The 21,461-nt window shown below is 55.4% G+C and carries 18 protein-coding genes; 4 read left to right on the forward strand and 14 right to left on the reverse strand.

The window, feature by feature from the left end; all coding sequences use genetic code 11:
- Positions 1-108: 108 nt before the first annotated feature.
- The gene (speE, locus tag KAJ71_RS11990; protein ID WP_248945938.1) at positions 109-972 is read left to right on the forward strand and encodes a polyamine aminopropyltransferase; all 864 of its coding nucleotides are present in this window, start codon (positions 109-111) and stop codon (positions 970-972) included.
- 25 nt (positions 973-997) lie between these two features.
- Positions 998-1,792 (forward strand): adenosylmethionine decarboxylase, encoded by a 795-nt coding sequence (gene speD, locus KAJ71_RS11995; RefSeq protein ID WP_021179725.1) that lies wholly within the window; start codon positions 998-1,000, stop codon positions 1,790-1,792.
- Positions 1,793-1,867: 75 nt separating this feature from the next.
- Here the strand turns inward: speD and KAJ71_RS12000 are convergent, their stop codons facing one another.
- Together KAJ71_RS12000 and yacL are read right to left on the reverse strand one after the other, a co-directional pair.
- A complete protein-coding gene (locus KAJ71_RS12000; RefSeq protein ID WP_248945939.1) occupies positions 1,868-2,560 on the reverse strand; it encodes an O-methyltransferase in 693 nt (230 codons plus the stop codon).
- 119 nt (positions 2,561-2,679) lie between these two features.
- Positions 2,680-3,042 (reverse strand): protein YacL, encoded by a 363-nt coding sequence (gene yacL, locus KAJ71_RS12005; protein WP_248945940.1) that lies wholly within the window; start codon positions 3,040-3,042, stop codon positions 2,680-2,682.
- A gap of 209 nt (positions 3,043-3,251) precedes the next feature.
- Here yacL and KAJ71_RS12010 point away from each other — a divergent pair, with 209 nt between their 5' ends.
- On the forward strand, positions 3,252-4,172 hold the full coding sequence (locus KAJ71_RS12010; RefSeq protein WP_248945941.1) for a LysR family transcriptional regulator: 921 nt from the start codon (positions 3,252-3,254) through the stop codon (positions 4,170-4,172).
- Here the strand turns inward: KAJ71_RS12010 and mdcH are convergent.
- The 9 genes from mdcH to acnB form a co-directional block, all read right to left on the reverse strand.
- On the reverse strand, positions 4,169-5,098 hold the full coding sequence (gene mdcH / locus KAJ71_RS12015; protein WP_248945942.1) for a malonate decarboxylase subunit epsilon: 930 nt from the start codon (positions 5,096-5,098) through the stop codon (positions 4,169-4,171). The two genes, KAJ71_RS12010 and mdcH, sit on opposite strands and share 4 nt — an antisense overlap.
- Positions 5,098-5,721, reverse strand: coding sequence for a malonate decarboxylase holo-ACP synthase (locus KAJ71_RS12020; protein WP_248945943.1), 624 nt, complete (start codon positions 5,719-5,721; stop codon positions 5,098-5,100). Before KAJ71_RS12020 ends, mdcH begins: the two co-directional genes overlap by 1 nt.
- Before the next feature lie 12 nt (positions 5,722-5,733).
- The gene (locus tag KAJ71_RS12025; protein ID WP_248945944.1) at positions 5,734-6,693 is read right to left on the reverse strand and encodes an AEC family transporter; all 960 of its coding nucleotides are present in this window, start codon (positions 6,691-6,693) and stop codon (positions 5,734-5,736) included.
- Positions 6,694-6,857: 164 nt separating this feature from the next.
- On the reverse strand, positions 6,858-7,664 hold the full coding sequence (gene mdcE, locus KAJ71_RS12030; RefSeq protein WP_248945945.1) for a biotin-independent malonate decarboxylase subunit gamma: 807 nt from the start codon (positions 7,662-7,664) through the stop codon (positions 6,858-6,860).
- Entirely contained in the window at positions 7,661-8,497 is an 837-nt protein-coding gene (locus KAJ71_RS12035; RefSeq protein ID WP_248945946.1) for a biotin-independent malonate decarboxylase subunit beta, read from the reverse strand. Before KAJ71_RS12035 ends, mdcE begins: the two co-directional genes overlap by 4 nt.
- Positions 8,490-8,789, reverse strand: coding sequence for a malonate decarboxylase subunit delta (locus KAJ71_RS12040; protein ID WP_248945947.1), 300 nt, complete (start codon positions 8,787-8,789; stop codon positions 8,490-8,492). Before KAJ71_RS12040 ends, KAJ71_RS12035 begins: the two co-directional genes overlap by 8 nt.
- Positions 8,790-8,810: 21 nt before the next feature.
- Positions 8,811-9,665 (reverse strand): triphosphoribosyl-dephospho-CoA synthase, encoded by an 855-nt coding sequence (locus tag KAJ71_RS12045; RefSeq protein ID WP_248945948.1) that lies wholly within the window; start codon positions 9,663-9,665, stop codon positions 8,811-8,813.
- Entirely contained in the window at positions 9,665-11,326 is a 1,662-nt protein-coding gene (gene mdcA, locus KAJ71_RS12050) for a malonate decarboxylase subunit alpha (protein WP_248945949.1), read from the reverse strand. The genes KAJ71_RS12045 and mdcA overlap by 1 nt, the downstream gene beginning before the upstream one ends.
- 220 nt (positions 11,327-11,546) lie before the next feature.
- Positions 11,547-14,144, reverse strand: a complete 2,598-nt coding sequence (gene acnB, locus KAJ71_RS12055; protein WP_121607801.1) for a bifunctional aconitate hydratase 2/2-methylisocitrate dehydratase — start codon at positions 14,142-14,144, stop codon at positions 11,547-11,549.
- A gap of 688 nt (positions 14,145-14,832) precedes the next feature.
- Between acnB and KAJ71_RS23450 the strand changes: the two genes are divergently transcribed.
- A complete protein-coding gene (locus KAJ71_RS23450) occupies positions 14,833-14,955 on the forward strand; it encodes a hypothetical protein (RefSeq protein ID WP_283106740.1) in 123 nt (40 codons plus the stop codon).
- Positions 14,956-15,054: 99 nt separating this feature from the next.
- On the opposite strand, the gene lpdA is transcribed toward KAJ71_RS23450, so the two are convergent.
- From lpdA to aceE, 3 genes are all read right to left on the reverse strand, one after another.
- The gene (gene lpdA, locus KAJ71_RS12060) at positions 15,055-16,479 is read right to left on the reverse strand and encodes a dihydrolipoyl dehydrogenase (protein ID WP_248945950.1); all 1,425 of its coding nucleotides are present in this window, start codon (positions 16,477-16,479) and stop codon (positions 15,055-15,057) included.
- Between the two features lie 358 nt (positions 16,480-16,837).
- Complete coding sequence (gene aceF / locus KAJ71_RS12065) at positions 16,838-18,727, reverse strand: pyruvate dehydrogenase complex dihydrolipoyllysine-residue acetyltransferase (protein WP_248945951.1); 1,890 nt, start codon at positions 18,725-18,727, stop codon at positions 16,838-16,840.
- Between the two features lie 13 nt (positions 18,728-18,740).
- Positions 18,741-21,404, reverse strand: coding sequence for a pyruvate dehydrogenase (acetyl-transferring), homodimeric type (aceE, locus tag KAJ71_RS12070; protein WP_024484020.1), 2,664 nt, complete (start codon positions 21,402-21,404; stop codon positions 18,741-18,743).
- Between the last annotated feature and the right edge of the window lie 57 nt (positions 21,405-21,461).

Raw genomic sequence — 21,461 nt, forward strand, 5'->3', positions numbered from 1 at the left:
TTGCTATCGCCTATCTGTTGCCCTGCCGACAATGCTGTAATTTGCCACACGGAGGGTTTATGATGTTGCGCTCATTTTTCATGGTTGTTATTACGGAGTAACCCGCACATGACCCAGAAAGAGATTTGGTATGAAACGCTGCATGCCAACTTTGGCCAGTACTTCTCAGTAGAGCAGGTACTTTACCGTGAGAAAACCGAACATCAGGATCTGGTGATCTTTGAAAACCCGGTGCTGGGCCGCGTGATGGCTCTCGATGGCGTGGTACAGACCACCGAGCGCGATGAGTTTATCTATCACGAAATGATGACCCACGTGCCGCTGCTGGCCCATGGCCAGGCCAGGAAAGTGCTGATTATCGGCGGTGGCGACGGCGCTATGCTGCGTGAAGTCTGCCGCCATCAGGGCGTTGAACATATCACCATGGTTGAGATCGACGCGGGCGTGGTGGAGTTCTGCCGCCAATACTTACCGAATCACAACGCCGGGGCCTATGACGATCCCCGCTTCAAGCTGGTGATCGACGATGGCGTCAATTTCGTCAACCAGAGCGACGAAAAGTTCGACGTGATTATTTCTGACTGTACCGATCCGATCGGCCCCGGTGAAAGCCTGTTTACCTCGGCGTTCTATGAAGGTTGCGCACGCTGCCTCAACGAAGGCGGTATCTTCGTAGCCCAGAACGGCGTCTGCTTCCTGCAACAGGACGAAGCGGTCAACAGCCACACCAAGCTCAGCCAGTATTTTAACGACGTCAGCTTCTATCAGGCGGCGATCCCGACCTATTACGGCGGCATCATGACCTTTGCCTGGGCCAGCCAGAACCCAGCCTTGCGCCAGCTGGATGCCACCACGCTGCAACAACGCTTTCATCAAAGTGGCTTAGACTGCCGCTACTACAATCCGGCAATTCACGCTGGCAGCTTTGCCCTGCCGCAGTATTTGCTTAATGCACTGAACGTTTCACGTTAAGCGAGAAGATAGGGGCTAAAACTAATTGCAAAAGATCAAACTGCACGGCTTCAATAACCTGACCAAAAGCCTGAGTTTTTGTATTTACGATATTTGTTATGCCAAAACCGCAGACGATCGCGATGGCTATATCGCCTACATTGACGAACAGTACAATGCCAACCGCCTGACCGAGATCCTCAGTGAAACCTGCTCGATCATCGGCGCCAATATTCTCAACGTCGCCCGCCAGGACTACGATCCGCAAGGCGCCAGCGTCACCATTCTGATGAGCGAAGAGCCCGTCGATCCGAAAGACGTGGATACCTCTGAACACCCAGGGCCGCTGCCCAAGACGGTGGTGGCACATCTGGATAAAAGCCATATCTGTGTCCACACCTACCCGGAAAGCCACCCAGAAGGCGGCCTGTGTACCTTCCGGGCCGATATTGAAGTCTCTACCTGCGGCGTGATTTCACCGCTCAAAGCGCTGAACTATCTGATCCACCAGTTGGAATCCGATATCGTCACCATGGACTATCGCGTACGCGGTTTCACCCGCGATGTAGCCGGCGTAAAGCATTACATCGATCATGAGATCAATTCGATCCAGAACTTTATGTCCGAGGATATGAAGGCGCTGTACCACATGATGGATGTCAATGTGTATCAGGAGAACATCTTCCACACCAAGATGCTGCTGAAGGATTTCGATCTGAAGCACTATCTGTTTAACGCCAGGCCGGACGAACTGAGCGAGGCGGAGCGGAAAAGGATCACCGATCTGCTGTGGAAAGAGATGCAGGAGATTTACTACGGGCGCAATATTCCTCACCTGTGACTGCCCCCGCCGTAAATTGGGCAAGGGTTTACGGCGGACCTTGCTAAAGACACCTTATTAGCCTTGTGAAGCAAATCAGGGTAAATCCATGGAGTTTTGCTTCTTCGGTGACGATTTATCCACCCGCAACAACGCAAACCCATCCCAGCCCTTTTCGCCCACCGTTTGTAACGCGGTTGCTGTCAATTCTGGAAATTGTTTCACCGCTTCAAGCGTCTGGCAGATCCCATCAGCATGAACATCACGTTCAGTATCAATAATCGCACCACCGCGGATCACATTGTCCATGATGATCACACTGCCCGTCCGGCCAAGGCTGATGGACCATTGCAGATATAACAGCGCATTCTGTTTATCAGCATCGATAAAAACCAGGTCGAACGGAGCTTGTTCTTGTAACTCAGGCAACAGCTCTGCCGCCTCGCCAACCTTGATCGTCACCTTGCCGGACAAGCCAGCACGCGCAATATTTTCACGAGCAACAGCGGCATTTCTCTCTTCTTTCTCCAACGAGATCAAGCAACCATCAGGGGGTAACGCCTGTGCCATGAGCTGAGTGCTGAATCCACCCAAGGTCCCTATCTCCAGCACTCGCTGCGCCGCGCTGATCTGCACCATCAACAGCAAGAACTGCCCCTGTAGGGGAGAAACATCGTGCGGCGGCAATCCTTGCGCCGCGTTGGCCAGAAGCGTTTGCGCCAGATTTGGATCCTCGTTTAGTAAATGTCGCTTAAGGTATTCATCTACTTGCTGCCATTTTTGCTGCATCCTGTTTCTCCAGTAAACATTCCGGTAACAGTATAACGCAAAGGAAAATACTAGCCGCTTAACCCCAGATGGTCTCGCAAGGTGCGCCCAGTGTCATGCTGGCGAAACTGACCATTACATCAGTAGTTGAGCATAAACGAGCGGTAGGCTTTCAGCACCGTCAGGAAGTCTTCGATGCCACAGAAAGAGAGGCTCTCTTCGTCGTAGTAGTTCATCCCCTCTTCCATTTCGTCGCCTTCGAACTCCAACTGGTTGGCGCGAACCATCACCTCTTCACCATCCATCAGTAAAGTATATTCATGACCTTCTAACTGCCATTGACGCTCACTGCCCTTGACCCCTGCCGCACCGGCTTCGATGCGGTCCAGCAGGTTAAAATCACCGTTAAGCTCTTCGTTAATCCAATGGCCGATGGCCTCATGCCCCATCGAAAATCTGACCACCACCTGACCGGTTACGTCACGCAGAAATTCGTAATCCATAGCATGCCCTCCTGAGCCGTGTCTAAGACTAAGTTTAACCCTTATTGGGTGACTATCGCACTGAGCGCTCACAAAATTGAGCAATAATCTGTGGCGCAATATAACGGTTCCCCCCTCCGCTTGGGAAGCGGGAAGGCTCTTGGTGCCTGCTACGGACGGGCAATTGTTGTTATCATGACATTTCTTAGCCCTTACCCAAGCCTGAGCCGATGATCGACAACGAAATCACCCTGAAAAAACTAGAAATCTTTCTGGCGTTTATGGAGAAGGAGAACATCGGCCGAGCCGCCGAACAGCTTGGCTTGAGCAGCGTTAGCGTGCATCGTGCGTTACATACCTTGGAAGAGGGCTTTCGCTGCCCGCTGTTTATTCATAAAGGGCGCAACCTGCTGCCCCTGCCCGCAGCACTTACGCTGGCAGAATACGCCCGCGACATCGTGGATCTGACCTACACAGGCATCGAAGAAACTCGTTTGAAGGCGGGGTTTGGCCAGCAACGCATGCGTATCGGCACGCTCTACTCACTGACGCTGGAAACCATTCCACGGTTGATCATGGGGCTGAAGGTACGCCGCCCGGCCATGGAGATCAGCCTGACGATGGGATCGAATGAGGATCTGCTGACCCAGTTGGAGAACCAATTGCTGGACGCCATCCTGATTTCGGTTTCGGACAGCCAGATCGATCCGCTGCGCTTTGAGATCCTGCCGCTGTTTGAGGATGATATCTATCTTGCCGCACCGGCAGCCTCGGCGCTAAACAGCGATGGCACGGCAGACCTGCAAGACTTTCGCAGCCAGAAGTTTGTCTCCCTGACCGAAGGCTTCGCCACCTACCACGGCTTTAGCGAAGCGTTTCAGATTGCCGGTTTTGAACCGGAAATCGTCACCCGGGTGAATGATATTTTCTCAATGCTCAGCCTGGTGCAGGCCGGGGTGGGCTACACGCTGGTGCCTGGGCGGATGAAGAAGATGTATGAACACACGTTGAAATTACTGCCGCTGTGCGAACAGTACCAGATGCGCCAAACCATCGCGCTGGTGTTCAACCGTAACCAGCAGCAGGATCCGAACCTGCTGGCGTTAACGGCGGAAGGCCGCATGTACGCACGCGGTGAAGGGCCGGTTTAATCGCGCCGATATTTGGCCACAATGCCGCAGACCGCGTTCAGCCCCAGTTGGCAGCGGGACAGCGCTTCCCCTTGCTCCATCACTTTTTTGGTCAAGCCGGTTAATACCGCGCCCGGCGGCATCTCGATCGCCAGACGGACTTCCCGTTCGTAGGCCGCCACCATTGCCTCATGCCAGCGCACGGTGCGGGCCATGTTGAAGGCCAGATCGTCGGCAATCCGCTCCGGCTGCCATAGCACACGCCCGGTACTGCCACTGAGATACGCAACCTGCGGCCGGTTGATGTTTACCTGCTTCATGGCCTGCGCCAGCTTTTCCGCCGGTTGTGCCAACAGGGCACAGTGGGAAGGGACGCTCACCGCCAAACGCTGGGTTTTAGCTGCACCTGCGGTTTTTGCCAGTGCCATGACCTGCACCATTGCGGCTTCGCTACCCGCGATAACCAATTGGTCTTCGGCATTGATATTGGCCAGATAGACTGGTAACTCAGCGCTATTGACCTCTGCTATCAGCCTTTCCACCTGGCGCAACGGCAAACCGACAATCGCCGCCAGGCCATATCCCACCGGATATGCCTCCTCCATTAGCTGGCCACGCAGCGCCACCAGCCGGACGGCGTCGGGAAATGCCAAAGCCCCGGCGATGACTGCGGCCGGAAAAGCGCCGATGGATAACCCACTGACAAAGTCGGCCTCAATCCCCTGCTGCTGTAATTCCCGCGCGTAGGCCACACCGGCTATCAGCAGGCACAGCTGCACCGCCCGGGTTTTCTGTAAGGCTTCGGCGCTGTCCAACGCCAGTACATCCTGGTCAAGAACAGCGCAGGCCTCGCTTAACAACCGCTGGGTTGTTTCATTGGCCGGCAGTTGGTGCAGCATTTGAGGCACCTGCGGCCCCTGACCGGGAAAGGTAAATAAAATCTTCATCAAGCCTCCTGAGAGCTGGCCCATGGATCCGTCGTCAACAACGGCCCCTCAGCGGCTTTCAGCATCGCTCGCCCATCTCGCAGCCATTCGCTCAGGGCAAAGCCGCCGAGCGGTGTTTCTATCTGAGCATCGGATCGGCAAGGCAATGCCTGCAACCACTGCGCCAGCAACTGCAACGCCTCAAGGCTGGCGGGCTGCGGGCAGCGAACCAACAGATCCAGATCGCTGTCGGCATGCATCACCGGGATTTCGGTCGCCAGCGCATAACCACAGCTGCCGGTCACGCCCCAGACCCACGGCCAAGGGCGCTGAGCCAGCATAATGAGCGCCTGCACCGGAGGCTGGGAAACAAAGCTCGAGTGTAACAATGCCAACGGCTCGCTCACCAAAGACTCCGGCGTCACTACGCGGCGGATAGCCTCTGCGCTAACCCAAGCTGCGGCGCGCTGGCTGCGTTTCATACCCCGGATACCGACCGGGATCCGCCCGCTATCCTGGACATCGCGCCGTACCACCAACGGTAATGAGGTGCGCCACTGCTGGCTAACCCACTCCGGCAACGCCTCATCGGCGCTGAGGGCTGCACGGTCACTAATCCAAATCAAGTCATGCGGGCGAATCATCGGCTTCTCCAGTTACATCCCTGAAGTCAGGGTGATAAACAACGGTAAGGTAATGATACACAACACGGAACTGATCAGTAACGTGGCTTCGGCATCCGGCGACTGCACGCCAAAACGGTTACCAAAGACGATACCGAAGAAACCAGCGGAAAGGGCGATCATCAAAATAGCGGTGATAGCCACGCTACCGTGCAGGCCCAATGCCAAAACCAATCCCCAGGCAATAAACGGTTGGATCAGCAGTTTGGTTACGCTCGACAGCAGCACCGGGCCGTTGATCTGCAACTTACGGGCAGACAGGATCACCCCGGTCAGGAACAGCGCTGTCGCCGTAGCCGACAGGCCAAGCGGTTTAATCGCGGCCAGCACCATCTCAGGCATATGGACGCCTACCGCCGACAGCACCACCCCAAGCAGCGGCCCCCAGACGATCGGTTTTTTCACCGAGCGCCACATCAGCACCGGCAACATGCCCAGGCTGGAACCTTGAACCGCACCAGCTGCGCGGGCTTTTTCACGCTCGAGGATCAGCAGGCAGAACGGCGTCATCAGTACCGAACCACAGGCGATTGCCACCGCCACGGACAGCGAGGTTCCCGGCGTTTCCCCCAGTACGCTACCGAGGATCGGCAGGCCAAGCGCGGCATAGTTGGGCAACGCCACGGTGAGCGTCAGCACCGCGGCATCCTGCGGAGACTTATGGAAGATCCCGGTGTAGGTAAAATAGATCGCCGCATAGGTGATCCACATCGCCAGCACCAACACCACGATCAGCGGCGACTGCTCAACGATCCCCGCCCAAGGCGTTTGTACGGTGGCACCGAACAGGGCCGCCGGCAGTGCAAAATCCATCACGAAGATGTTGAGTAATGAAACGTTCTGGTTATCGACCATTTTTGCCTTACCGGCAAAAAAGCCCAGCAGCATAATGACAAAAATCGGCGCCAAGGCATGAATAATTACGTATGTCATAAATCACCTGTTAAAAAGAAAAAATCAGTCAGATCAGGTGCGATGGTGTTAGTTATATTGTTATATGCAGGTGAAGCTATATGCCAAGCTAGAGCGCATCATATGCGCTCTCTCGGCGGGGTATTAAATCCCTGAGTTCTGACGTAAAAATGGCTAACGTGGCATTACCACCCTGCGCGCATACGTTCACGCACCAGCGAAGAACTATGGCGGTTATCTGCCCCCAAGCGGTTAGTTAAACCAACGCCTTCACTGCGAGTTTTGGCAATCGCCTGGGTCAACGCGTAGCGTACCAGATTAAGTTCCTGCTCACTGGCCTGCAGCGGGTCACGGATATCCAGTAACTGTTCCAGCAGGCCCAGCGAGCTGTAATGCTCAATGTCATAAGCCATCGGTGGAATGGTTGCTGCCAGCTTCTCCAGCGCCTCTACGGAACGTAACGTGATGCGCGCCGCAGACTCTTTACCCATCGCATGGATCATCACGCCTGCATCGTTGAAGGCAATCAAGCGGTTGGCCTGATAGCCGTGCGCCAGAAACGCGCCGGACATGGCTTTCCCGACGATCAAACCAATCACCGGATGGCCTGCCAGCCGAGCCTTGGCATAAGCTCCGGCCGCGCCGGCCAACGCCTGATGAATACCAAAGGCCTCTTCACGGCGGCCATAGGCCTGGCTTGGCACATCGATCACCGCCACGATGGTGCGCTTTTGTGCTTTACCAACGTCAGCCGCGAGCGCTTCACTGACTACCTGGGCTAACGTCCAACCTTCCAGCAAACCGACTTCACCGCGTGCGGCACGTGGGTAATGGTTATTGGCATCCGGCACCACGGCGATAAAACGCACCGGCTGGCCCTCAAGCTCACCATCCGCGACCCGGATCGAGGCACACTGCCCCTGGCGCTGTTCGGCCCCCGCCGTCAGCAAAGAGAACCAATATTCTCCACGGCTTGATGATGACGTACTCATACCCGATCCTCCGCAGCAAACAGTTGAGCAATGACTGCCGAGTCCGCCTGCTGGCGGGTATCGAACTGCGACAGTTTCGGCAAGTAGTAGTGATAATTGTCGGAGCGGTGCTGAGCAGGCACGCCGCGTTGCAGGCAACCTGTCATCGCCGCCTTGACCGCATGCAGCGCATCCGGGACTTCTTCATCGACAAAGCCGCTGCGATAGCGCACATCGCCGCCGGTCATGCTCCAGATAAAAGGCCGATCGCGGGAATCGTATTCGTCGATACCGGCTTCCTGTTCAATTACCTGTGGGCCGTTTAAGCCCAGACGCGCTTCACGGGTGACGATCAAATAGCTACATAAAGCCGCCGCAATGGACATCCCACCAAAACAACCCACGGTACCGGCAATAATGCCCACCACCGGGGTATATCGGCGCAGATCGACAATCGCCGCATGAATATCCGCAATCGCCGCCAGCCCCAGGTTGGCTTCCTGCAAACGTACGCCGCCGGTTTCCAGCAGCAATACGGCCTGGGTCGCAATACCGTTACGGTTATCTTCTGCGGCCAGTTCCAGGGCCGCTGCCATCTTGGCACCGGAAACCTCCCCCATGCTGCCGCCCTGGAACGCCCCTTCTACCGCCACCACCACTGCCGGTTTACCGTCAATGGTGCCTTTAGCGACCACCATGCCGTCATCGGCCTGGGTGACGATGCCCTGCGGCTCCAGCCAGGGTGAAGTAATACGCTCAAATGGCCCCAATAGTTCACGGAAACTGCCGCTGTCCAACAAATTGCGGGCGCGCTCCCGGGCGCTGAGTTCGATAAAGCTGAGATCATCACGCATGGGCGGCCTCCTCAAATACCTGTTCAATACGCAGCCGAGCCACTCCCGGCGTAGCGCCGAAGTCGTTAATCTCTAACCGCCCGGCAGGTAAATCGCGCAATGACGCCAGGCGTTCAAACAGGTGTTGCCAACGCTGCCGGCTACCGTCTACGGAGGTTTTGATCGCTACCGTCAGCGTGCCGTCAGCCGCAGGCTCAAACAAAGCCTCCATGTCACCGGAGCCTACGACGCCGGTGAGTGCCTTACCCGGCAGCGTAAGACTGGCCGGATAACTCAAATCGATATGTTCCATAACATCCTCTGGATTGATTATTCAGCGGGCCGTAGCCCGATCGAGGAACAGAGCCGCAGCCAGCAAATCGGCCGCGCCACCGGGTGAAGCGTTGCTCGCCAATAGCCGTTGTTCCAGTCTGACCAACGCCGCCTGCCCTGCCGGATGTTGATATCCTCCGGCATGCAGTACCTCGGCGGCCCCCTGCTGCATCGCATTCAGCGCCGTTAACCCACCACGCGACAGCACGCAGGTATCGCTCAGGGTGGTCATGATGGCCATCAACGCATCGATCTGTGCGGCTGACTCACTGGCCCCCTGGCTCCTGCTGTGCCACAGCTGCGGCAACGCCCGTTGCATCACATGCGGAAAACCTTGCTGTGCCTCTTCCCGCGCGCCGGGTACCTGATAGCGTTGAGTGGCTCGCAAGCCTTTGCTGAACACCTTCGGGCTGGCGTGATCCGGCAACTGCGCCAACTGGGCGGCTAATGCACAACTGCTGGAAGGTGTTGCGTTACCCCCTTGCATGGCTACTGCCGTCACCAGCAGGCCCATCGCCCAGATCGCCCCGCGATGTGTATTAACACCGGCGGTGGCTGCCATCATCCGCTGTTCACCTTCCCGGCCAATCCGGCCCACTTCCTGACGTAACGCGCTATCTGCCGGACGCTGCCAACCGGCAATCGCCAACCGATGGAAGATTGGCGTCAGGCTGTTGGCCGAACGCTCCATCAACGCCAGCGTCAGATCCTGATGCGCACCGGAGCCTCGTGCATCCACCAGCCCCGGTTTCGGGCTGAGGTGCACCTCATCCACTAGCGCCTGCGTAGCAAGCTCCGCCAATCGTGTGGCAACAACATCCGCATCGGAGGCGATCAAACAGGGGGAAAGTTTCATTACCAGCTCCGGAATTTAGCTGGCGGGTTATACAGGCCGCCGGACCACTCGACCAGATCCGCTACGCTGCCCGCGGCCAGTAAAGAACGCGAAGCCTCGGTGCGCCGAATGTCGAGATCTTCCGGGAACACCACTTTGCCTTCACGGCGCAGCTCGGCCACGCGTTTGGCGTCCACACCCAACCCGATATCGGTGATACCGGCCACCGCAGCCACCATAGCGCGGCGCTCTTCCAGCGAGCGCGCACGATACAGATAAGCAATGCCCTCTTCGGTCAGCACGTGGGTCACGTCATCGCCGTAAATCATCACTGGCGCCAACGGCATACCAGATTCTTGCGCCACATCGACGGCATCAAGTTTTTCTACGAAGGTCGGTTTGGCTCCTGCCTGGAAGGTTTCCACCATCTGCACCACCAGCTTGCGGCCACGGGCCAACGGATCCGGCTCTTCGATCATATCCAACCAGGCAGGCGTAGCGTGGCGACGACCGTGTGGATCGTGCCCCATGTTCGGTGCCCCGCCAAAACCGGAGAGACGGCCACGCGTCACGGTAGATGAGTGAGCCATACCGTCGATCTGCAAGGTAGAGCCGATAAACATATCTACGGCGTACTGACCGGCCATCTGGCAAAACGCACGGTTGGAGCGCATGGAACCGTCGCTACCGGTAAAGAAAATATCCGGGCGGGCGGCGATGTAATTCTCCATCCCCAGCTCACCGCCAAAACAGTGCACGGTCTCCACCCAACCGCTTTCGATCGCCGGGATTAGGGTTGGATGTGGGTTCAGAGTCCAGTGTTTACAGATTTTGCCCTTCAGGCCCAGTTGCTCGCCGTAAGTAGGTAACAGCAACTCGATAGCTGCGGTGTTAAAACCGATACCGTGGTTCAGCGATTGCACCTGATGTTTGGCGTAGATGCCTTTGATTGCCATCATTCCCATCAACACATGCACCGGTTTGATCAGACGCGGATCGCGGGTAAACAGCGGCTCAATAAAGAATGGTTTGTCTGCCACCACCACAAAATCGATCCAGGAACCGGGGATATCGACCCTTGGCAGATCCGTTTCATCATCGACCAGTTCGTTAACCTGAGCGATGACGATGCCGTCTTTAAACGCGGTGGCCTCAACCAGTGCCGGGGTATCCTCGGTACTTGGCCCGGTGTACAGATTGCCATGACGATCGGCCTTGAACCCGGCCACTAGCGCCACGTTCGGCACCAGATCCACATACAGGCGGGAATAGAGTTCGATATAGGTGTGGATGGCACCGATTTCGAGCTGCCCATCCTCCAGCAGTTGGGAAATGCGCAGGCTCTGGGTACCAGAGAAGGCAAAATCGAGCTTGCGGGCGATGCCCTTTTCAAAAATATCCAGATGCTCGGCGCGGCCAACGCTTGGCATGATCATATGCAGATCGTGGACTTTGGCGGGGTTGACCTCGGCGAGCATACGGGAGAGAAAATCGGCCTGTTTCTGGTTATTGCCTTCCAGCACCACCCGATCGCCAGAAACCAGCAGTTTTTCCAGCACGCTGGTCAGATCGGCGGTGGGGATCACTTTGCCCTGCGACTGCCCTTGCACACTCGCGATACGGCGTTTTTTTTCCTGCCGCCGGGTATCCCAAACGCGCGTGGGGCTTTGATGAAGCGACATACCTCAACCTCCTGGGTTTACTTGGTTCTGTTCAGTACGGTTAGAGTAAGAGTCTAGGAGAGCGCCATCAATCAAGCAGGGGGATGGTTTGTTAGCCTGAGAGTAATGATTTCATCAAAACAATACTAATCAGCCGGTTAACATCAATAAAAGCGGGGAGCGATCACAAAAAAACGGGGAACCCAAAGGCTCCCCGTGATGATGCTAACTCAGTACCGAATTACACCGCGGTTTGGAAGATCACACCGTCGGCTTTTTCCGTGTACTGGGTCAGTTGGTCGAAGTTCAGGTAGCGATAGGTATCCGCCGCCGTCTTGTCGACCTGTGCCATATAGGTCTGATACTCATCAGGCGTTGGCAAACGGCCCAGCAGTGATGCCACTGCTGCCAGCTCTGCGGAGGCCAAATAAACGTTGGCTCCAGTACCCAGACGGTTCGGGAAGTTACGAGTCGAGGTGGAAACCACGGTCGCACCGTCCGCCACGCGTGCCTGGTTACCCATACACAGTGAACAGCCAGGGATCTCGATACGCGCACCGCTCTTGCCAAAGACGCTGTAGTAGCCTTCTTCAGTCAGTTGCGCTGCGTCCATCTTGGTTGGCGGAGCCACCCACAGGCGAGTTGGCAGTTGGCCTTTATGCTGATCCAACAGTTTACCCGCCGCACGGAAGTGGCCGATGTTGGTCATGCAGGAACCGATAAACACTTCGTCGATCTTGCTGTTGGCCACGTCGGACAGCAGGCGCGCGTCGTCCGGATCGTTCGGCGCACACAGGATTGGCTGCTTGATATCGGCCAGATCGATTTCGATCACTGCGGCATATTCCGCATCCGCATCGCCTTCCAGCAACTGCGGATCCGCCAGCCATTTTTCCATCCCCTGAATACGGCGCTCCAGGGTACGGCGATCGCCATAACCTTCGGAGATCATCCACTTCAGCAGCACGATGTTAGAGCTCAGATATTCGGCGATCGGTGCCTTATCCAGCTTGATGGTGCAACCGGCAGCGGAACGTTCTGCCGAGGCATCGGTCAGTTCAAACGCCTGCTCGACCTTCAACTCCGGCAGACCTTCGATCTCCAGAATGCGGCCAGAGAAGATGTTCTTCTTGCCCTTCTTCTCTACGGTCAACAGGCCCTGCTGGATCGCGTAGTAAGGGATAGCATGCACTAAATCTCGCAGGGTGATACCAGGCTGCATTTTGCCTTTGAAGCGCACCAGCACCGACTCAGGCATATCCAGCGGCATCACGCCGGTCGCGGCAGCAAAGGCCACCAGACCAGAACCGGCCGGGAAGGAAATGCCGATCGGGAAGCGGGTGTGGGAGTCGCCACCGGTACCAACGGTATCCGGCAATAACATACGGTTCAGCCAAGAGTGGATCACACCATCACCAGGGCGCAGCGAAACACCGCCACGGTTCATGATGAAGTCCGGCAGCGTATGGTGAGTCGTGACGTCAACCGGTTTCGGATACGCGGCAGTATGACAGAACGACTGCATCACCAGATCGGCAGAGAAGCCCAGGCAAGCCAGATCTTTCAGCTCGTCACGGGTCATCGGGCCGGTGGTATCCTGTGAACCTACCGAGGTCATCTTGGGTTCGCAGTATTCGCCAGGGCGAACACCAGCAACGCCACAGGCGCGGCCAACCATTTTCTGCGCCAGCGAGAAGCCCTTGCTGCTAGCCGCTACCGGCTTGGCAATACGGAACACTTCGCTGTGCGGCAGGCCCAGCGCTTCACGCGCCTTGGTGGTCAGGCCACGGCCGATAATCAGTGGGATACGGCCACCGGCACGCACTTCATCCAGCAGCACATCGGTTTTCAGCTCGAAGCTGGCAACCAGTTCACCGGTTTCATGGTTACGCACTTCGCCTTTATACGGGAAGATGTCGATCACATCGCCCATGTTCAGGTTGGAGACATCTACTTCAATTGGCAACGCACCGGCATCTTCCATAGTGTTAAAGAAGATTGGCGCAATCTTGCCGCCCAGCACCACACCGCCGCCACGCTTGTTCGGCACGTAGGGGATGTCGTCCCCCATAAACCACAGCACCGAGTTGGTGGCAGATTTACGGGAAGAACCGGTACCAACCACGTCACCGACGTAGGCCAGCGGGAAGCCTTTCTTGTTCAGCTCTTCAATCTGCTTGATCGGGCCAACGCTACCCGGCTGATCCGGGAAAATACCTTCACGTTCGCTCTTGAGCATTGCCAACGCATGCAGTGGGATATCTGGACGTGACCAGGCATCCGGAGCGGGTGACAGATCATCGGTGTTGGTTTCGCCAGTCACTTTGAACACGGTCACGGTGATCTTTTCCGCCAACGGTGAGCGAGACAGATACCATTCGGCATCGGCCCAGGACTGCATGATCTGCTTGGCGTGTGGGTTACCGGCTTTGGCTTTCTCTTCTACGTCGTAGAAGTTATCAAACATCAGCAGCGTATGGGAAAGCGCCTTGGCAGCAATCGGTGCCAGCTTTTCGTTATCCAACGCATCGATCAGCGGATGAATGTTGTAACCGCCCTGCATGGTGCCTAGCAGTTCAATGGCTTTTTCGGGGGTAACCAGGGGGGAAGTGGCTTCGCCTTTGGCAACGGCTGCCAGAAAACCTGCTTTGACATAGGCGGCTTCGTCGACGCCCGGTGGTACACGGTTAATCAGCAGGTCTAACAGAAATTCTTCTTCGCCTTTTGGCGGATTTTTTAATGATTCAACCAGCGCTGCCATTTGTGTCGCATCTAATGGCTTAGGGACGATGCCCTCTGCAGCACGCTCGGCCACGTGCTTACGGTATTCTTCTAGCACGACTTTCTCCTCGCTCTCATTGTCATTTATTGTGCCTGGCGTTTTATATTCAAACCGGGTTTAGCGCACGGCGATATTTGACGGGGCACTGCTGTCGATATCCTGGACTGTAAGTAAGGTACAGTGCCCGGTTCCGCCCAGCCAGCATATCAGGATTTGAATCGGTTGTTAATTCGTTCACATAAAAGCAACATTAAATCTTTGCTGAATCGTTGACCGCAGCGTAATCGGCTGCAAAGCAGGCGGGACGGGCTCGGGTTCGTTACGGCACAACCGCAATCTCAGCCCAATGAGCACAACATAACGTCCATACTTTTACAATGGTTATCGATAGGGTTGGGAGAAATTGGCGGGCGTTGAGCACAAAAAAACCGCCATAAAGACGGTTCTTTTGTATCCGTGCGGTGTTAGCAGGCACCGAACGGATTTTTTACATCGTTAAAGAACGATACAAGCACTACCAAGTTCCAACATTGTGCGTAAAGATGGTTAAAAAATCAACCGATTTGATGCAAAAAAACGCTGTTTTATGTACTCTGATTTTGGGTCTGTTCTGCCGGTTTAGCAGCCGGTCATCGGGCTTGAGAACAGTGCTGCAACTACTGCGATACAAGCATTACCAAGTGCTTGTTCCACTGGGGCTTTCCCGGTGAAGTCGCGGTGGTCGTGGTTCCACAGGGAACGCGCAATGAAAGGGAGATTTTTCTTTATCCTGCTCATTGTACTGGGATCGATGTTTGGAGTCAGTAAAGGTGGCTGGTCAGTTTCCGGCAATCAACTGATCTTCAACGTCGTATTCCAGAACAAGTAAGCTACTGGCCGCTCTTTTGAGCGGCCTTTTATCCGCTACTCACCAAATAAAAACGGCCCCTTTACAGGAGCCGCTTATCAACCTTACCAACCGCAGAAGTTACTTCTTCTTGGCTTTCGGGTTTGGCAGATCGGTGATGCTGCCTTCGTAGATCTCTGCTGCCAGGCCTACGGATTCGTGCAGGGTTGGGTGAGCGTGGATAGTCAACGCGATATCTTCTGCGTCACAACCCATCTCAATAGCCAGACCGATTTCACCCAACAGTTCGCCGCCGTTGGTGCCAACAATCGCGCCACCGATGATACGGTGCGTTTCTTTGTCGAAGATCAGTTTGGTCATACCGTCAGCACAGTCAGAAGCGATAGCACGGCCTGAAGCTGCCCACGGGAAGGTGGAAGTTTCGTAGCTGATGCCTTTCTCTTTGGCTTCTTTCTCGGTCATCCCTACCCATGCCACTTCTGGCTCGGTGTAAGCGATCGATGGGATCACTTTCGGGTCGAAGTAGTGCTTCATACCAGCGATAACTTCAGCAGCTACGTGGCCTTCATGCACGCCTTTGTGCGCCAGCATCGGTTGACCGACGATGTCACCAATCGCGAAGATGTGCGGCACATTGGTACGCAGCTGTTTGTCGACGTGGATAAAGCCACGTTCGTCAACTTCGACACCGGCTTGGCCAGCGTCCAGCAGTTTACCATTCGGCACACGGCCGATCGCTACCAGCACCGCGTCGTAACGCTGTGGTTCCGCAGGCGCTTTTTTACCTTCCATCGTAACGTAGATGCCGTCTTCTTTGGCTTCTACCGCAGTCACTTTGGTTTCCAGCATCAGGTTAAACTGCTTGCTGATACGCTTGGTAAAGACTTTTACCACGTCTTTATCTGCAGCCGGGATCACCTGATCGAACATTTCAACCACGTCGATCTGTGAGCCCAGCGCATGGTATACGGTGCCCATTTCCAGGCCGATGATACCGCCGCCCATGACCAGCAGGCGCTCTGGAACGGTTTTCAGCGCCAGTGCATCGGTGGAATCCCACACGCGTGGATCTTCATGAGGAATAAATGGCAGTTGGATCGGACGGGAGCCTGCGGCGATGATGGCATTGTCGAAGTTGATGGTGGTAGCACCATTCTCGCCTTCAACCACTAGCGTGTTGGCGCCGGTGAATTTACCCAGGCCGTTGACCACTTTCACTTTGCGGCCTTTAGCCATGCCAGCCAGACCACCGGTCAGCTGATTGATGACTTTCTCTTTCCAGACGCGCACTTTGTCGATGTCGGTTTTCGGCTCGCCGAAAACGATGCCGTGTTCGGCCAACGCTTTGGCTTCTTCGATCACTTTGGCAACGTGCAGCAGTGCTTTGGAAGGAATACAGCCCACGTTCAGGCAAACACCGCCCAGAGTGGAGTAACGCTCAACCAGAATGGTTTCAAGACCTAAGTCAGCGCAACGAAAAGCAGCAGAGTAACCTGCAGGGCCCGCCCCAAGTACCACGACCTGAGTTTTAATTTCAGTACTCATCATGACCTCTTAATTAGTTGTCCGGCGGGTCAGACGTCATTTTATACCCGTCATCCTTGAAGCTGCCTCGGCGTTGGCTGCGTTCGTTCACCTGAATCACTTACTGAAAGTAAGCTCATCAGGATTCACGAACTTGCCGCCTTGATGCAGCTCCAATTATTTTGGGTATGTTATTAATCAATCTCATAACGCCCTTCATCCACCGGGACGCATACACCGCGAGCAGTTTACAGAATTGTTAATAATCTGCAAAGCGTGTTCGAGTGACCCGTGTCCCAACAATTCTGTCGAGTCATGCAAAACCCGACAAAACTGCTACTGAATTACTAAGGGCGCAGCATACTGCGCCCTTTTTTCATTACATCACCAGACGGCGAATGTCGGCCAGCATGTTGTTGATGATGGTGATAAAGCGTGCACCATCAGCACCGTCAATCACACGGTGGTCGAAGGAGAGTGACATCGGCATCATCAGACGCGGCGTGAACTCTTTACCGTTCCAGACCGGCTCCATCGCAGACTTGGAGACGCCCAGGATAGCCACTTCCGGCGCGTTAACAATCGGCGCGAAGTGAGTAGTCCCGATACCGCCCAGGCTGGAGATGGTGAAGCAACCGCCCTGCATTTCGCCTGCGGTCAACTTACCGTCACGCGCTTTTTTGGAGATCGCCATCAGTTCACGGGACAGCTCAGTGATGCTCTTCTTGTTCACATCCTTGAATACCGGAACCACCAGGCCATTTGGCGTATCTACCGCCACGCCGATGTTGATGTATTTCTTCAGCGTCAGCTTCTGGCCATCTTCGGACAGTGAGCTGTTGAAGCGTGGCATCTGCTCCAGGGCAGCGGCAACGGCCTTCATGATGAACACCACCGGGGTGAACTTCACGTCCAGCTTACGCTTGGCAGCTTCGTCGTTCTGCTGCTTACGGAACGCTTCCAGATCGGTGATATCGGTCTTGTCGAAGTGAGTCACGTGCGGGATCATTACCCAGTTGCGGCTCAGGTTGGCACCAGAGATTTTCTGGATGCGGCCCAGTTCAACTTCTTCGATCTCACCAAACTTGCTGAAGTCCACTTTCGGCCACGGCAGCATGCCTGGCAGGCCACCACCGGTAGCGGCAGGAGCGGCTTCGGCGCGTTTGACCGCGTCTTTCACGTAAGCCTGAACGTCTTCGCGCAGGATACGGCCTTTACGACCGGTGCCCTTCACTTTCGCCAGGTTAACACCGAACTCACGCGCCAAGCGGCGGATGACCGGGGTAGCGTGAACGTAGGCATCGTTCTCAGTGAACTCGCCTTTACCAGCGGCAGGTGCAGGTGCAGCTTGTTTGGTTGGAGCAGAATTTGAAGCCGATGCCGTTTGTGAAGTTTGAGTTTTAGCAGCGGCAGGTGCTGGTGCAGCGCCTTCCACTTCGCTATTTACTTCAAATATCATGATCAGAGAACCGGTTTTCACTTTGTCGCCGGTAGCGATTTTAATTTCTTTCACGGTACCCGCGAACGGAGCCGGAACTTCCATAGAAGCCTTGTCACCTTCAACGGTGATCAGTGACTGCTCAGCGGCAACTTTATCGCCCACTTTCACCATCACTTCGGTCACTTCTACTTCGTCGCCGCCAATGTCTGGCACTTCGACGTTTTTCGCCGCGCTTGCCGCAGGGGCAGCAGCCGGAGCCGCCTGGGTAGCCGCAGCAGCAGGGGCAGCAGAAGCTGCGCCAGCCACTTCGAAGACCATAATCAGGGAACCGGTTTTCACTTTGTCACCGGTGTTGATTTTGATCTCTTTCACGGTACCAGCGAATGGCGCAGGCACTTCCATAGAGGCCTTGTCGCCTTCTACGGTGATCAGAGACTGCTCGGCAGTCACGGTATCGCCAACTTTCACCAGGATCTCGGTGACTTCAACTTCATCAGCCCCGATGTCTGGCACTTCAACATCTTTGGCTGCGGCAGTTGCAGGAGCTGCGGCCGGTTTTTCTTCAGCCTTGGCGGCTGGTGCGGCAGCGGCCGCACCTTCTGCTTCAAAGATCATCAGCAGTTTGCCCGTCTCGGTTTTATCACCGACGGCCACTTTGATCTCTTTCACCACGCCAGCCTGCGGCGAAGGCACTTCCATGGAGGCTTTGTCGCCTTCCACGGTGATCAGCGATTGTTCAACTTCAACCTTATCGCCAACCTTCACCAGGATCTCGGTGATTTCAACTTCATCTGCACCGATGTCCGGCACTTTGATTTCGATAGACATTGTTCAGTACCTCTTATGCCAGACGCGGGTTAACTTTTTCTGGGTTGATGTCGAATTTCTTAATCGCATCAGCGACCACAGAAGCTTCAATTTCACCGCGTTTAGCCAGTTCACCCAGAGCAGCAACCACCACGTAGGAAGCATCAACTTCGAAGTGGTGACGCAGGTTTTCGCGGCTGTCTGAACGACCGAAGCCGTCAGTACCCAGTACGCGATAATCGCTGGCTGGTACGAAAGTACGAACCTGCTCTGCGAACAACTTCATGTAGTCGGTAGAAGCTACCGCTGGCGCCTCGTTCATCACCTGAGCGATGTAAGGCACACGTGGGGTTTCGGTTGGGTGCAGCATGTTCCAACGCTCACAGTCCTGACCATCACGCGCCAATTCGGTGAAGGAAGTTACGCTGTAGGTGTCGGAACCCACGCCGTAGTCTTTCGCCAGGATCTGCGCAGCTTCACGCACATGGCGCAGGATTGAGCCGGAGCCCAGCAGCTGTACTTTACCTTTGCTACCTTCCAGAGTTTCCAGCTTGTAGATACCTTTACGGATACCCTCTTCTGCGCCCTTCGGCATGGCTGGCATGTGGTAGTTTTCGTTCAGCGTAGTCAGGTAGTAGTAGACGTTTTCTTGCGCGTCACCGTACATACGTACCAGACCATCATGCATGATCACCGCCACTTCATACGCGTAAGCCGGATCGTAAGAGATGCAGTTAGGGATGGTCAGAGACTGAATGTGGCTGTGGCCATCTTCGTGCTGCAGACCTTCGCCGTTCAGGGTAGTACGCCCTGAAGTCCCGCCGATCAGGAAGCCACGCGCCTGTTGGTCACCCGCTGCCCAGCACAGGTCGCCGATACGTTGGAAACCGAACATGGAGTAGTAGATGTAGAACGGGATCATTGGCAGATTGTTGGTGCTGTAAGAAGTCGCTGCGGCCAACCAGGAAGAGGCTGCGCCCAGTTCGTTGATACCTTCTTGCAGGATCTGGCCTTTCTCGTCTTCTTTGTAGTATGCAACCTGCTCACGGTCCTGCGGAGTGTACTGCTGGCCGTTCGGGCTGTAGATACCGATCTGACGGAACAGACCTTCCATACCGAAGGTACGGGCTTCGTCGGCGATGATTGGCACCAGGCGATCTTTGATCGACTTGTTCTTCAGCATCACGTTCAGGGCACGCACAAAGGCGATGGTGGTAGAAATCTCTTTGTTCTGCTCTTCCAGCAAGGAGCTGAAATCTTCCAGAGCTGGCATTTCCAGCTTCTCGGTGAATTTCGGCATGCGGGTTGGCACGTAGCCTTCCAGCGCCTGACGACGTTCGTGCAGATACTTGTACTCTTCGGAGTCTTTCTCGAAGGTGATGTATGGCAGTTTTTCGATGTCAGCATCGGCCACTGGCACGTTGAAACGATCGCGGAAGTGGTGAACCCCTTCCATGTTCATTTTCTTCACCTGGTGAGCGATGTTTTTACCTTCCGCGGTTTCACCCATGCCGTAACCTTTGATGGTATGGGCCAGGATCACGGTTGGTTTACCTTGGGTATCCTGCGCTTTTTTCAGTGCAGCAAAGACTTTCTTCGGATCGTGACCACCACGGTTCAGCGACCAGATTTCGTCGTCGGTCATATCTTTGACCAGTGCGGCGGTTTCTGGGAAGCGGCCGAAGAAGTGCTCACGCACGTAAGCGCCGTCTTTGGATTTGAAGGTCTGGTAGTCACCGTCCAGGGTTTCGTTCATCAGTTGGATCAGCTTGCCGCTGGTGTCTTTACGCAGCAGTTCATCCCAACGACCACCCCAGATCACTTTCAGTACCTGCCAGCCAGCACCTGCGAAGATGCCTTCCAGCTCGTTGATGATCTTGCCGTTACCGGTGACCGGGCCATCCAGACGTTGCAGGTTACAGTTGATGACGAATACCAGGTTGTCCAGCTTCTCACGGGTTGCGATGGTGATCGCACCTTTGGATTCCGGTTCGTCCATCTCGCCGTCGCCCAGGAAGGCATAAACGGTCTGGCCAGAGGTGTCTTTCAGACCACGGTGTTCCAGATACTTGAGGAACTTGGCCTGATAGATGGCGCTGATTGGGCCCAGACCCATGGAGACGGTCGGGAACTGCCAGAATTCAGGCATCAGTTTTGGATGCGGGTAAGAGGACAGGCCTTTACCGTGCACTTCCTGACGGAAGTTGTTCATTTGATCTTCGGTCAGGCGGCCTTCAAGGAAGGCACGTGCATAAACGCCCGGAGAGATGTGGCCCTGGAAGTAAACCAGATCGCCGCCGTCTTTTTCGTTGCGAGCACGGAAGAAGTGGTTAAAGCAGACTTCATAGAAGGTCGCGGAAGATTGGAAGGAAGCCATGTGGCCGCCCAGATCCAGATCTTTCTTGGAAGCACGCAACACGGTCATCACGGCATTCCAACGGATAGCAGAACGAATACGACGCTCCAGATCCAGGTTGCCCGGGTATGCCGGTTCGTCTTCTACCGCGATGGTGTTGACGTAGTTGTTAGCCGCAGCACCAGCTGCAACGCTAACACCGCCCTTGCGGGCTTCTCCCAGAACCTGATCAATCAGGAACTGAGCGCGTTCAACACCCTCTTCACGGATGACCGATTCGATCGCCTGCAGCCAGTCGCGGGTTTCGATCGGATCCACGTCATTGTTTAAACGTTCTGACATGGTGGTATTCCTTATCTGTCTAATGGTTTGTTTGGAGCCTGTCTTCCTGCGCTCTAT

Source organism: Serratia silvae, assembly GCF_023282985.1.
Lineage (GTDB): Bacteria > Pseudomonadota > Gammaproteobacteria > Enterobacterales > Enterobacteriaceae > Chania > Chania silvae.

Coding starts and splice junctions, on each gene's coding strand:
- speE (WP_248945938.1), top strand. CDS start 109: ATGACCCAGAAAGAGATTTGGTATGAAACGCTGCATGCCAACTTTGGC.
- KAJ71_RS12000 (WP_248945939.1), bottom strand. CDS start 2,560: ATGCAGCAAAAATGGCAGCAAGTAGATGAATACCTTAAGCGACATTTA.
- yacL (WP_248945940.1), bottom strand. CDS start 3,042: ATGGATTACGAATTTCTGCGTGACGTAACCGGTCAGGTGGTGGTCAGA.
- KAJ71_RS12010 (WP_248945941.1), top strand. CDS start 3,252: ATGATCGACAACGAAATCACCCTGAAAAAACTAGAAATCTTTCTGGCG.
- mdcH (WP_248945942.1), bottom strand. CDS start 5,098: ATGAAGATTTTATTTACCTTTCCCGGTCAGGGGCCGCAGGTGCCTCAA.
- KAJ71_RS12020 (WP_248945943.1), bottom strand. CDS start 5,721: ATGATTCGCCCGCATGACTTGATTTGGATTAGTGACCGTGCAGCCCTC.
- KAJ71_RS12025 (WP_248945944.1), bottom strand. CDS start 6,693: ATGACATACGTAATTATTCATGCCTTGGCGCCGATTTTTGTCATTATG.
- mdcE (WP_248945945.1), bottom strand. CDS start 7,664: ATGAGTACGTCATCATCAAGCCGTGGAGAATATTGGTTCTCTTTGCTG.
- KAJ71_RS12035 (WP_248945946.1), bottom strand. CDS start 8,497: ATGCGTGATGATCTCAGCTTTATCGAACTCAGCGCCCGGGAGCGCGCC.
- KAJ71_RS12040 (WP_248945947.1), bottom strand. CDS start 8,789: ATGGAACATATCGATTTGAGTTATCCGGCCAGTCTTACGCTGCCGGGT.
- KAJ71_RS12045 (WP_248945948.1), bottom strand. CDS start 9,665: ATGAAACTTTCCCCCTGTTTGATCGCCTCCGATGCGGATGTTGTTGCC.
- mdcA (WP_248945949.1), bottom strand. CDS start 11,326: ATGTCGCTTCATCAAAGCCCCACGCGCGTTTGGGATACCCGGCGGCAG.
- KAJ71_RS23450 (WP_283106740.1), top strand. CDS start 14,833: ATGAAAGGGAGATTTTTCTTTATCCTGCTCATTGTACTGGGATCGATG.
- lpdA (WP_248945950.1), bottom strand. CDS start 16,479: ATGAGTACTGAAATTAAAACTCAGGTCGTGGTACTTGGGGCGGGCCCT.
- aceF (WP_248945951.1), bottom strand. CDS start 18,727: ATGTCTATCGAAATCAAAGTGCCGGACATCGGTGCAGATGAAGTTGAA.
- aceE (WP_024484020.1), bottom strand. CDS start 21,404: ATGTCAGAACGTTTAAACAATGACGTGGATCCGATCGAAACCCGCGAC.